Origin of the sequence: Pedobacter changchengzhani (assembly GCF_004354365.1) — a bacterium.
Classification (GTDB): Bacteria; Bacteroidota; Bacteroidia; order Sphingobacteriales; family Sphingobacteriaceae; genus Pedobacter; species Pedobacter changchengzhani.
The window spans coordinates 45,815-59,303 of sequence record NZ_SJCY01000016.1; the positions used below are offsets into that span (position 1 = coordinate 45,815).

The window sequence follows — 13,489 nt, forward strand, 5'->3', positions numbered from 1 at the left end:
ATAATTTTTTCAATAAATTATTATCTCAACGGATAAAAAGTTCAAAAACCTATTATTTATCTCGAAAACTCAAAAATTTACTTAAAAATTAATCAACCCATTCTAAAATAAATTAATTTTTTTTATTTTCGTAAGTGCAACAAAATCGACCCACCATTCAAGTAGAAGAACAGTTTAAAATTATGGCAGATAGTGCTCCGGTGCTTATTTGGATATCGGGCTTGGATAAACTGTGCTATTTTTTCAATGCTGGCTGGTTGCGTTTTACAGGCAGAGCAATGGATCAAGAGCTTGGAAACGGCTGGGCAGAAGGCGTTCACCCTGATGATTTTGATCGATGTTTGAAAACCTATGTCACGGCTTTCGACGGTAGAGCAGATTTTACGATGGAATATCGATTAAAAAGACATGACGGCGAATACCGTTGGGTAACCGATAATGGCGTACCCAGATATTTAGCCGATGGAAGTTTTGCTGGCTATATTGGTACCTGTGTTGATGTGCACAACTTGCTCGAAGACCAGCGCGCTAAAACGGAATTATTAAATAAAAAAGCGTTGCAAAGCGAACAAGAACTCAATGAGGAATTGGCTTCCATTAACGAAGAATTAGCATCATCAAACGAAGAATTATTAGTTTCGAACGAACAATTGAGCATTGCAACAGAAAAGCTTAGTGTTTTAAATTTGGGATTAGAAGAAATTGTAGATACACGGACGCACGAACTTTCTATAAGCGAACACCGTTACCGCAATCTTGTTAATAGCGCACCTGTTGCCATCGCAACCTTAACCGGACGAGAACTGACCATAACATCAGCAAATGAAATGATGTTGCAGGTTTGGGGCAAAAGCAGTTCAATCTTAGGAGAAACGGCTTTAAACGTACTGTCTGATATAAGAAATGAACAATTTTTTCAAATGTTGGATGAGGTATTCGCAACCGGTAAATCAGCTCATGGAAATGAAGTACAAGCAATATTGCAGCACGAAGATGAATTACAAGAATCCTACTTCGATTTTATTTACACACCGCTAAAAGCACAAGATGGCACTACTGAATCTATAATTTTGGTAGCGACCGATGTGACTGAACGTGTACATTCTCGTAACAAAGTTGAATACGCACGGAACCGTGTTCGGAGCATGGTTACAACAGCGCCAATTGGGATGACTATTCTGCAAGGGCAAGATTTAGTTATTGAAATTGCCAACTATCAAATGTTGCAAGTTTGGCATCGAAAAGATGATGTAATTGGCAGCAAGTTGTGGGATGTATTTCCAGAGATAGAAAAGACTGAATTTAAGGGTATTTTAGAGGATATTTTTATTGAAGGTAAACCTTTTAAAGTTTCAGAAGCACTTTCTCCTCACCTAGAAACAGAAAGTTATATAGATATTTCTTACGATCCACTTTTTGACCATCATGGAAAAGTAGAATCGATATTGGTTACTGTGGTAGATATTACAGAGCTCGTAAAAGGGAAAAAATTGGTGGAACAAAGTCAGTATGACTTGCAAGCGAGTAATGAAGAACTTCGTACGGCAAATGAGGCGCTTACCCTTACCAATGAAAATTTAGAAAAAGTGAGTGCCGCATTGGTGCAATCTATGGCCGATGTAAGGGCAAATGAAGATCGTTTTCGATTTATGCTAAATGCAATTCCGCAACAGGTGTGGACAGCAGACCAAAACGGCGCTTTAAATTATGTTAATGATGTAGTGTGTAAAGATTTCGGCTTCAATTCTGACCAAATTTCGGGTAGAGGTTGGCAAGAATTTATTCACCCAGAAGATCTTGATAACTGCTTGGATAAATGGAGAATAGCTTTAAATTCTGGACAAGAATATGTTGTGGAGTTTAGGTTAAAGTTTGCCGATGGAACTTATTATTGGCACTTGGCTAGAGCACTTCCGTTTATTGAGAAAGAAGGTGTTAAACTGTGGATTGGAACAAATACGAACATACAGGCACAGAAACATAATGAAGAATTAAAAGATGAATTTCTTTCTATTGCCTCGCACGAACTGAAAACGCCACTAACCAGTATTAAGGCGTTTAACCAATTAATGGCTCGCACAAATAAGACAGAAGGTTTCAACCTATTCATTAAAAAATCTTCTGATCAAATATATCGGTTGGAAAAATTGATTATGGATTTGCTTGATGTAACCAAAATTAACGCCGGCAAAATGAGCTATAACATGGAAACGTTCAATTTCCGTGAAATGTTAGTTGCAACCATCGAAAGCATTCAACATACGGCGCTGAACCATGAAATCATTTTTGCTACGGGTGAAGAAATGGTGTATTATGGCGACCGTTTTAGATTAGAGCAAGTGGTACACAACTTCTTATCTAATGCGGTTAAATATTCGCCAAATGGCAAAAAAGTACTTGTAGATTGTAAGATATTTCAAGAAAACATCATTGTTTCAATACAAGATTTCGGCATTGGAATTGCGCAAGAAAATTTAAGCAAACTGTTCGATCGCTATTTCCGAGTGGATAATACAGCCACACGTTTTGATGGCTTGGGTCTCGGACTGTTCATCTCATCAGAAATTTTGAAACGCCACCAAGGTAATTTTTGGATAGAAAGTAACGAGAATGAAGGCTCAACATTTTACTTCGGTCTGCCTTTGGATCAAAGTATTGCAACAATTATTTCGGAAAAAAACCATTTTCAGGATAAACACATTATCATAAAGTATGATGATGATTTGAAGTTAATACACATGGATTGGAAAGGCTTTCAAAATTTAAAAACCGTACAAAACGGCTGTTTATTGGCACTGGAAATGCTAAAAAAATATGGTGCTAAAAAGATATTGAATGATAACACGCATGTATTGGGTACTTGGTCTGAGGCTTCAGAATGGGTTGGCACGGAGCTTTTTCCGCAAATGGAACAATGTGGCCTAACGCATTTTGCTTGGATTTATTCGCAAAGCGGATTCAGTCAACTTTCGGCAAGAAAAAGTGTTGATGTAATGATTGGAAATGTAACTGTTCAATTTTTTACCGAAATTGAGGAAGCGAAAAAATGGCTAATTTAGCAGATAACTAATGGTGCAGACTAAAAAAAGGTTTGCAATTATCAAGTTTGGTGCGCTACGAACAAGCTAGACCAATGATTTGCAGATTGCTTTAATCAATCCCGGACCTTCGTAAATAAAACCAGTATAAAGTTGCACTAAACAAGCGCCAGCATTTAATTTTTCTTGTGCATCGGCAGCAGAATGAATGCCTCCTACGCCTATAATTGGAAAAGCTTTATTCGATTTTTGAGATAAATAACGGATCACCTCGGTAGATCGATCTTTAACTGGTTTGCCGCTCAAACCACCCATCTCCCCTACTAATAAATTTTCCGATAGTAAATTTTCTCTGCTGACGGTTGTATTCGTCGCAATAATGCCTGCAATCTTGGTTTCTGCAACAATTTCAATAATATCATCCAACTGTGCATCAGTTAAATCGGGAGCAATTTTCAGTAAAATCGGACGCGAAATATCGTTTTTACGGTTGCGCTGTTGTAGCGTATTTAAGATTTTTTTTAAAGGCTCTTTCTCCTGTAATTCGCGTAAACCGGGCGTATTTGGCGAGCTTACGTTTACTACGAAATAATCAACAACGTCAAAAAGTTTATCGAAACATTTTATGTAATCGCTTACCGCATCTTCATTCGGCGTTGCTTTATTTTTACCAATATTACCACCCACAACAATTTCTGGGTGTTTATCTTTAAGCATCCGCAAGCGTTCTGCCATCACATCTACACCTTTATTGTTAAAACCCATTCTATTAATTAGGGCTTCATCATTCGGCAAACGAAACATACGTGGCTTATCGTTTCCCGGTTGTGGCATTGGTGTAACCGTACCAACTTCTATAAAACCAAAGCCCAAATTGCTGAGTGATTCTACATACTCGCCGTTTTTATCGAAACCCGCCGCTAACCCAACCGGATTTTTGAATTTTATACCAAAAACTTCACGTTCTAAACCCTTAACATGAAAATCGAAAGTCCTGCGGATAATGGTTTTACCCAACGGAAACTTGTCGTTAAACCATTTTAATCGCTTAACAACAAAATAATGAACGTTTTCTGGATCAAATTTAAAAAAGAGTGGTTTAACGAGCTGATACATGCAACGAAGATAAATAAATTATGGAAAAGGCAAAATAGCAAATGCAGTTAAAAAACAAACTGTAAATGTGAGTTTGATAATTCAAATTTACTTAAGGGATAAACTAGTTAAAAATTCTTTCTATTAGAGACAAATAGTTTGTTTAATGTACAACTTTACCTTTGTGGCTAAAGCCCATGCGTGCTTTATGTAATCCCTTGTCTGAAGCCAAGGGCTATCGGTTAGCATAAGCCTTTTAGCGCATTACGATTCCCGCCTACGCCTGCCTGCCGGACAGGCAAGCAGGAAAGACGGCCGCAAAAAACACTATTCTGACTATTCAAAATTAATTCTGAGACAGCCTTCTATTAGTTAGCATAAGCCATTTTTATGTGGTTACGATTACCGCCTAAACCTGCGTGCCAACAGGTGAAAACCACCGTCGCCCAAATAAATTTTAAAATTAATTATGAGATAACCTTTTAGTAGTTTTACTATTGCCTCGGTTTCAACCGACGAATATTTGTTAACAATATTGTTGGCTTTATCCAAAATGTTTAAAGGCGTTTCTCAATTAGTTTGTAAATAAAACTACAATTTTAAACTATTGTAATGTTCAACTTGTAAATATTCCAATTTGCGACGGCTAATAATTCAAACTTAATCCCACGCCAAAACCCATATCACTATCGTAATGCGTTCTAATACCTATATTTTTATTTACAATGTAACGCAAATCTGCCATGTATTCTTTGTCGGTATTTACCATAAAACCAGCTCTCAATCTTTTTGAAACTGGAATATCCTCACGCATTAATTGCAAACGTACATCGCCATTATGATAAACTTCGGTTTGAAAAATGACTAACAGTGGCAAAGTATAATCAAAACCTAGGCTAAATAAACTACGATTGTCTTTACTGTTGGATTGGCCAAATAAATTTGTTTCTTGTTCGTCCATTCCCATTTTTCTATAGCGCCAATCGAAGCCAACAAAAGGCATAAACCATTGATTTTTACCAACATATCTTCCTAGATGAGTTTCAGTTTCGTAACCATGCATATTGCTGTAACCCAAACGCCATTCGGTACCTACACTCCAACGAGTATTTTGTAACATTGCCATACCATCGTTTCCATTGGTTGCAAAATCATTTTGCGCCATAAAATGAGGTTGGTTACTTTCTGCTTGCAGTTTTTTATATGCCAATTTTTTATCGGGTAAGTACGGATTGGGTTGCGAATTCTCGTAAGAAAATACTCTGTTCATTCCTGCCATCATGTGGTAAAGAATATGACAGTGAAAAAACCAGTCACCATCGGCATTTGCAGCGAATTCTATAGTATCGGTTTCCATTGGCATAATGTCTAAAACATTTTTTAATGGAGCGTAATCGCCTTGCCCATTCAGTACCCTAAAATCGTGACCATGTAAGTGCATCGGGTGTCGCATCATCGAATTATTGTATAATGTAATGCGAACATTCTCCCCTTTCTTTATTAAAATTTTATCGGTTTCAGCTAATACTTTATTATCCATGCTCCACACATATCGGTTCATATTGCCTGTTAATTCGAATTTGAGTTCATGCACAGGAGCATTTTTTGGCAACGTTGTTATAGTGGGAGATTTTAACATGCCATAATTTAAAGTAACAATATCGGCATTCATCGATTTCATATCGTGCTGAGCATGATCCATTTTCATATTGCTATCACCCATTTTCATCGCTGTTCCCGAAACTTCAGGATACATAACGGCATTCATATCCATCTTCTGTAACGACATTTTCATGCCCATATCGTGCATGCTGCCATCCATGTTCATCATACCGTTCATCATCTTCATGCCTTCAAAATAATTGAGCTTAGGCAAAGGGCTTGTTAACTGTTTAATACCTTTACCGATATAAATTGAAGCCGATTTAGTTCTATCCTCTGGAGTTGCTAAAAACTCGTACGATACACCATCTGCGGGAATGGTTACAACCACGTCGTAGGTTTCTGATACGCCTATAATTAAGCGGTCAACTTCGATAGGTTCTACATCGTTACCATCGTTTGCAACAACCGTCATTTTTCCGCCTGCATAAGTAAGCCAAAAATAACTAGATGCACCACCGTTTGCGATTCGTAAACGAACTTTGTCTCCTGCTTTAAAAGCCCCACCTGCCGTCCTCCCCAAAGGAGAGGAGACTTGGGATTCGCTTTGCCCGTTGATCAAAAATTTATCGTAATAAACATCGCTAACATCCATTGCCAACATACGTTTCCATTCATTCCCAATTTTGGTGGTAAAATGACCAGCCCTTATTGCTTCGGCATAACTCTGAACGGTTCCTTTTTTTATTGCCGCCCAATCGCTCGCATTGTGTAACATACGATGTACGTTCTCAGGTTTTAGGTCTGTCCATTCGCTTAAAATAACAGGAACTTGCGGTAAGTCATCAATTCCTTTTCTAAATGTTGAGGCCTCATCCCCCGCCTTCTCCGAAGGAGAAGGAGCTTTTTTCTTTAAAATTAACGAACCATACATACCAATTTGTTCTTGTAAACCCATGTGAGAATGATACCAATGTGTTCCATTTTGAATAATAGGAAAACGATAAGTAAAAGTTTCGCCAGGTTTAATCGGCATTTGTGTAAGATATGGCACACCATCGTATTTATTCGGCAACATTAATCCATGCCAATGTAGCGCAGTACCTTCTTTGAGTTGATTGTGCACCACAATTTCGGCGGTATCTCCTTCAGTAAAGGTTAAAGTTGGCATTGGTATTTGTCCGTTTACCGCAATTGCACGTTTTTCCTTGCCTGAAAAATTCACTAATGTATCTTTTACATAAAGATCATAATGAACTACTTTTTGAGCGTACAAATTAGAAATACTTACTAAAAGTATTGTTGCAGTTATAAGTATTTTATTTCTCATTTTCTAAACGCTTTATCATGGTTTTCATTTCTGTAATTTCTTTCTTTTGTGCGGCGATAATTCCGTCAGCAAGTTTTCTCACTTCTGGATCTTTAATATCTGCACGTTCACTGGTAAGAATGGCTATTGAATGATGTGGTATCATTGCTTTCATCCACAACACATCGCCAATAATCGGTTTTTGCACACGTACAAGGAATAATGCTGTGGCAAAAAGCATAAAACTTCCAATCAGTATTGCTGTATTTTTTTTCTTGTTTTTATACATACCCAACATGAATAAAAGCATTATTACAGCCATTGCCGAAATGCCTAAACAGGTCATATAAAATCTGGTTAAACTAAAGTAGATATGATCTAAAGAATAGGTGTTTAGATACATAGTAATGTACATGGCAACAAACGAGGCACCTAACATTAAAAAGAATGTTGTGTATTTATTAGTTTTTTTTTGTTGCATTGGAGTTTCCATTTTTTTATGTTTTAAATGATAAAAATCGATTTGAAAGTATTTTTGATCAATACGCGTTCTAAATAGATGATAAGAGTAATAATTGCTAAAGGCCCTACGCCGATAGCAATTCTTAATTGAACATTATTTCTTCACTAAATCCATTCCACATTTCGGGCACTTTCCGCCTTTAACGCCAACAACTTCTGGATGCATTGAACAGGTATAAACAATGGCTTCACCTTTTTTGGATGCTTTCTTTTTGTGCATCGTCTTCATTCTTTCGTTACACATTTTACCGCTCATTTCCATGCAATCTCCGTCTTTCATCGTCATTTTAGAGCCGTCTTTCATGGTACATTCTCCATTGGTCATGCAAGTGGTGCCATTTTTCATTTTCATAGATTTGTCCATCGGCATTGTTTTACCGTCTTTCATAACCATCATTTTTCCATCTTTCATCATACAACAATCTTTCATCACATGATTTTTGTTTTTTGTTTGCGCGAATGAATTGCTGAAGGATAATAAAATCAGCATCGTGAATAATGAGGTAAAAACTTTTGCAAAAACTTTTTTAGATTTCATAACAAATAATATTAAAATATTTTCTTCAGTACCGCTGTTGCCCAACCTTCAGTGTCGCTGTTGCCCGATATTTTAAAGTTTCAACGTACGTAACCTTAATGCGTTAACAATAACCGAAACCGAACTAAAACTCATCGCCAATGCGGCAATCATAGGAGATAATAAAAGTCCGAAGAAAGGATACAAAATACCCGCAGCAACCGGAATGCCCAAAGAATTGTAAATAAACGCGAAGAAAAGGTTTTGCTTAATGTTTTTCATCACGGCATGACTAAGGTTTTTTGCTTTTACAATACCCAATAAGTCGCCTTTTACCAATGTAATTTTGGCACTTTCTATCGCCACATCCGTTCCTGTTCCCATAGCAATGCCAATATCTGCTTGAGCCAATGCTGGTGCATCGTTTATTCCATCGCCGGCCATTGCCACAATTTTTCCCTTGGCCTGCAAATTTTTAATGTATGCTAATTTATCCTGTGGCAAACAACTCGCTTTAAAATCGCTAAGATTCAATTCAGAAGCGACTGCTTTGGCTGTTTTTTCGTTATCACCTGTAAGCATAATTACTTCCACGCCTTGACGTTTTAACTCTTTTATCGCTTCCAAACTAGAAGCTTTAATTGCGTCCGTTATTGTAATATAGCCAACTACTTTTTTATTTATGGCGATATAAGAGACCGTTTTACCTAGTTTTTGCGCCGCAATTACTTCTTCCTCTATGGCCTTGAATTCAGAAACTTCCTCTTGCTCCATTAGTTTATGGTTTCCGAGACTAATTTTTTCATCATTGATAAAGCCAATAACGCCTTTTCCCGTTATGGATTCAAATTTTTCTACTTTTTGAAGCTTTGCATTTTTAGATTTTGCAAAATTAACCATTGCAGCAGCCAAAGGATGTTCGCTATTTTGATTGATAGATGCTACCTTACCCAACACATCAACTTCAGATCCCTCTTTTACCACAATTTTTTCTACTGATGGTTTTCCTTCTGTTAAAGTTCCCGTCTTATCGGTAATTAAAACATCTATTTTGTTCATGTTTTCAATGGCTTCGGCATTTTTTATCAGCACACCATTTTGGGCACCTTTACCCACACCAACCATAACCGACATCGGCGTTGCCAAACCTAATGCACACGGGCAAGCAATAATTAATACTGCAATTGCATTTACCAAAGCATAAACCAATTTCGGTTCTGGCCCAAATTGCCACCAAATTACAAACGTAATTACCGAAATTAAAACCACAATGGGCACAAAATATTTAGCAACCTTGTCAACTACGTTTTGAATTGGTGCACGCGAATGACTTGCATCGCTAACCATTTTTACAATTTGAGACAATAAAGTTTCTGCTCCTACTTTTTCGGCAATCATTAAAAATGATTTTGTACCGTTTATCGTTCCCGAACTCACTAAATCGTCTTTCGTTTTATCTACTGGAATAGGTTCTCCTGTAATCATCGACTCATCAATAGTGCTACTGCCTTCGGTTATTTTTCCATCAACAGGAATTTTTTCTCCAGGTTTTACCCTAATCAGGTCGCCTTTATTAATATCATGAATGGAAATTACTTTTTCTACGCCATCCACAACTAAAGTTGCTTCCGTTGGTGCTAATTTTAACAATTCTTTAATTGCGCCACTTGTTTTGCTATGGGCTTTTGCTTCGAGCAATTGACCTAATAAAACCAAGGTTAAAACAACCACGGTCGCTTCGAAATATAAATGCACCGTTCCACCAGCGGTTTTAAATTCTACCGGAAAAAGCGACGGAAACAGCATGCCAAAAATACTGAACAGAAACGCCACTCCCGTACCTATTCCAATTAGGGTAAACATGTTTAAATTCCATGTGATAATGGATTTCCAAGCACGCTCAAAAAACATCCAACAGGTGTAAAATACCACAGGAATTGTTAAAATAAACTGAACCCAATTCCAATATTTTAAATCCATTATTTGAAATAAAGGATTATTTGGAATCATTTCAGACATAGAGATTATAAACACCGGAATGGTAAAAAGAAGCGATAATTTCATCTTTTTAGATAAACCCAAATAAGTTTTATCTTCCTCTGACGATGTTGGTTGCATCGGCACCAAATCCATACCGCAAATCGGGCAACTTCCGGGCTTATCTTGAATAATTTCGGGATGCATCGGACAAGTATATTGCGCCGTTTGAACTAGAGGCGTTTGTTTTACCAAATCCATACCACAAACCGGACAATCGCCTGCTTTATCATATACCTTATCGCCTTCGCAATGCATCGGGCAGTAAAATTTGCCAACCTCATTTGGTTTTGAAACAGATTTCTCTTTTGGAGCTTCTTCCATTTCATCGTCAAGCATTCCTATTTTATAACTCCCTCCATCTTCCAATAAAGCTTTTTTAAAGTTTTCGATAGGAATATGATTTTCCATTTCGATCGTTGCTAACTTTTCTGTTAAACTAACATCTACTTTCGAAACGCCCTGCACCTCACTCAAAATCTTTTCCACATGGCTTCGGCAACCATTGCATGTCATTCCAGCTATTTTATATTGATGTTTCATTTTTCAGTATTAAAATTCAAAATTTCGCAATTATTTAATTCGTAAATCGGCAATTTCGGTTCCTTTATAAATTTTCGATGCCATAATTCCCCAACGCATCCTTAAAAACTGCTAATGGAATTGGTTTGGTCATCTCAATTGTTGCTGATTTATCTTGCAGATTTACCTCGACTTTACTAACGCCTTGTACGTTGCTTAAAGCTTTTTGCACGTGGCTAACGCAACCGCCACAGCTCATTCCAGTAATTTTATATTTATTTTCCATCTCGTATAATATTTATCGTACAAAGTTGAACAAATACAGCAAAATTGCATTACATAATTTTGGATTTTGTTTACAAGATTTAGAGATCATCGATTTCGTTTCGATGTTGATTTTTTGAATATTTAAATGCACTTGGCGTAGCGCCAGTTATTTTTTTAAACTGAGTGCTTAAATGTGCAACGCTACTGTATTGAAGTTTATCTGCAATTTCGCTGAGCGTGAGTTGGTCATACATCAAAAACTCTTTCACCCGTTCAATTTTCTGAATGATATAAAATTTTTCAATCGTTCTTCCCTCAACCTCAGAAAATAGGTGGCTTAAAAAGCTGTAATCTTGCGATAATTGTTGCGATAAGTAATCTGAAAGATTGACTCTGCTTTCGTTATCGTGATGATGAACTAACCCTACAATAACATTTTTAATTTTTTCGATCGTTTTGCTTCGCTTATCATCTAAAAGTTCAAAACCTAATACAAGCAAGTTTTCAATTAAAATATCTTTAGTGTCTTCAATATCCTCTTCTCTAATTTCAACTTCGCCTAGCTCGACTGAAATAGGGTGCAGTCCAACTTTTTCAAGTTCAGACTGCACTACCATTTTACATCGATTACACACCATATTTTTGATGTATATTTTCATTACTTAATCGTTTCTAAGTTAGCACCACAACCCAACATTTTTGAGCCATAATATGGATTTGTAATTGTGTTTTCTTTGCTCAACCAATTTGCACCTTTTCCGCCATTTGCCATTGGGCAATGTTGATAGTAAATAGGTATTTCTTGTTTTGAAATTTTCATTAGTTTGTACATGTTTTCTGAAAGGGCAACAAATTGATCTCGTTGGCGAGATGCATCTTTGCTATCTGCCATTTGTTTAGCTTCTTCTTTTAAATCTGTTTGAACTTTCATCCAAACCGTATGCACATCCATTGGCAGTTTATCCATTTCAATAGCATTCAAGGCTGTTAAAAGTGTTGTTGATTTTTCGGAAGTTATATCGCCGTTAGTTTGCACTAAAGCATCTTTAACAGAAAAATAATTGTCAAAAACAGCTTTTAACTGATTGCTTTCTTGTGCGTTCATTGGCATTTTATGTGTAGCATGATCTGTGCTGTCCATTGGCATTTTGGATTGATCAGCCATTTTCATTCCTTTTGTGGAAAGCGGGTTTCTGTCATATTTGCAACATCCATGAAGGTTGTTATAAACATCATTAGGTGCAAGAAATTGCTCACTATCGTAACCAACTAAAGCAATACGCTTCAATATTTCGTCTTGATTTGTTTGTTTAGCATCATAAGTAAGTGTTGCCATACTGGTATCCTTATTCCAATCTACGTTGGAAACATTTTTTATATTACCTGCTTTCTCAATGGTTTTTTCGCACATTCCGCAGTTTCCATAAATTTTAACCGTTTCGGTTTTAGCATTTTTAATTTGTGCATAGCACGATATAAACGATAGCGACATTACAGTAGCCATCAACATTGTTGCAATTGATTTTTTCATTATAGGATTATGTTAGCTACAGAATTAAATAATTCCGTATTATTTTGAAAATTTATGGTTTTGAAAAAGAAAGAAAGCAAAGAAATCACTTTCGTTTGAACAGTTCTATGGCTGTAAAAAAGTAAAATCAGCTTATATTTGGGGGTGTCCAAATAGAGTAAAAACCCGAAGTAAGGTAAGTTTCTACGTAAGAGAATTTTTGATCATTATTTAATACCTCGAAATTTTTGGTATTGATTTCTTGCGTATCCAATATTGTTAAATTGTAGTGTACGGCAACACAATGGCAAGATTTATGGTTGCAGCCATCGTTACAATTATCTTTGTGACTTGCCTGATGCGTTCCATCCTCACAACATTCTTTGCTAATTGTCTTTTTGGGATTATCTTTTTTGGTACAAGATTTTTCAGTTTTCGAACCACATGCAAAAGTCACACTTGGTATCGAAGCGAAACCAAGCATAGAGATCAGCAATATGATAAAACTTTTTGTCATTGTTTCTAAAACCCAAATTTACGAGTTTTGTTTGGTAAAATCTTAAGTAAATTTTTGCTTTTATAAGCGTTTCAGATTCAAGTTATTTAACCGTAGTTGTTTGCCAATATGGTGAACGAGGGAATTATTTATCGTCCCGAATTAATTTTATGCTAATGATTAGAAGGTGTTTCCCTTTACGAAAAGTGACGAAAACTAAAAATTTCCCCGCAGATTTAAAAGGATAAAAACCTCAGATTATCACAGATTTAAAAAACTGAAGAACCAATACCATCTTATTAAATCTGCGAACTTTCTGCGAAATCTGTGGCAGAAGCTAAATCCTATTATTTGCTAAATAAGGGAATAAAACAATTTTTGAGACATTTCTTAGAAAATTTGGTCGTTTACAATATGCAACCTTTGTTATTAGCACTAAAATTCTGGTTTAAACCTGTATTCTATGGTTTTTACAAGAAAAAAGGCAATTATTTTTTGAGAAGCATTATTTTAGATATGCCCTCTGAATTTCTTTTATGCAATCATCTCTGCAAGATATGGGGTTCCTCTTTTT

Annotated in this window: 11 protein-coding genes; 2 read left to right on the plus strand and 9 right to left on the minus strand. The window is 36.4% G+C overall.

Going from position 1 to position 13,489, the window contains the following annotated elements; translation table 11 throughout:
* Window positions 1-134 precede the first annotated feature (134 nt).
* The gene (locus tag EZJ43_RS16290; protein ID WP_262708870.1) at window positions 135-3,059 is read left to right on the plus strand and encodes a PAS domain S-box protein; all 2,925 of its coding nucleotides are present in this window, start codon (window positions 135-137) and stop codon (window positions 3,057-3,059) included.
* Between the two features lie 66 nt (window positions 3,060-3,125).
* Here the strand turns inward: EZJ43_RS16290 and EZJ43_RS16295 are convergent, their stop codons facing one another.
* From EZJ43_RS16295 to EZJ43_RS16335, 9 genes are all read right to left on the minus strand, one after another.
* Window positions 3,126-4,154: a quinone-dependent dihydroorotate dehydrogenase gene (locus EZJ43_RS16295; RefSeq protein WP_133263787.1), complete on the minus strand. Its 1,029-nt coding sequence runs from the start codon at window positions 4,152-4,154 to the stop codon at window positions 3,126-3,128.
* A 625-nt stretch (window positions 4,155-4,779) separates the two neighbouring features.
* Complete coding sequence (locus EZJ43_RS16300; RefSeq protein WP_133263788.1) at window positions 4,780-7,065, minus strand: multicopper oxidase family protein; 2,286 nt, start codon at window positions 7,063-7,065, stop codon at window positions 4,780-4,782.
* Window positions 7,055-7,537: a DUF305 domain-containing protein gene (locus EZJ43_RS16305; RefSeq protein WP_133263789.1), complete on the minus strand. Its 483-nt coding sequence runs from the start codon at window positions 7,535-7,537 to the stop codon at window positions 7,055-7,057. The genes EZJ43_RS16300 and EZJ43_RS16305 overlap by 11 nt, the downstream gene beginning before the upstream one ends.
* A 123-nt stretch (window positions 7,538-7,660) precedes the next feature.
* Window positions 7,661-8,104: a DUF6799 domain-containing protein gene (locus EZJ43_RS17390; protein ID WP_207924645.1), complete on the minus strand. Its 444-nt coding sequence runs from the start codon at window positions 8,102-8,104 to the stop codon at window positions 7,661-7,663.
* A 72-nt stretch (window positions 8,105-8,176) separates the two neighbouring features.
* Window positions 8,177-10,663 carry a heavy metal translocating P-type ATPase gene (locus EZJ43_RS16315; protein WP_133263790.1) on the minus strand — a complete coding sequence of 829 codons (2,487 nt, stop codon included), beginning with the start codon at window positions 10,661-10,663 and terminating at the stop codon, window positions 8,177-8,179.
* 64 nt (window positions 10,664-10,727) lie between these two features.
* On the minus strand, window positions 10,728-10,928 hold the full coding sequence (locus tag EZJ43_RS16320; RefSeq protein WP_133263791.1) for a heavy-metal-associated domain-containing protein: 201 nt from the start codon (window positions 10,926-10,928) through the stop codon (window positions 10,728-10,730).
* A gap of 79 nt (window positions 10,929-11,007) precedes the next feature.
* Entirely contained in the window at window positions 11,008-11,568 is a 561-nt protein-coding gene (locus EZJ43_RS16325; RefSeq protein ID WP_133263792.1) for a helix-turn-helix domain-containing protein, read from the minus strand.
* Window positions 11,568-12,440 (minus strand): DUF3347 domain-containing protein, encoded by an 873-nt coding sequence (locus EZJ43_RS16330; RefSeq protein ID WP_207924646.1) that lies wholly within the window; start codon window positions 12,438-12,440, stop codon window positions 11,568-11,570. The genes EZJ43_RS16325 and EZJ43_RS16330 overlap by 1 nt, the downstream gene beginning before the upstream one ends.
* A 127-nt stretch (window positions 12,441-12,567) precedes the next feature.
* A complete protein-coding gene (locus tag EZJ43_RS16335; RefSeq protein WP_133263793.1) occupies window positions 12,568-12,936 on the minus strand; it encodes a hypothetical protein in 369 nt (122 codons plus the stop codon).
* Between the two features lie 306 nt (window positions 12,937-13,242).
* Between EZJ43_RS16335 and EZJ43_RS17395 the strand changes: the two genes are divergently transcribed.
* Window positions 13,243-13,489 (plus strand): hypothetical protein (locus EZJ43_RS17395; RefSeq protein WP_207924647.1); only part of this gene is annotated, 247 nt, incomplete at its 3' end.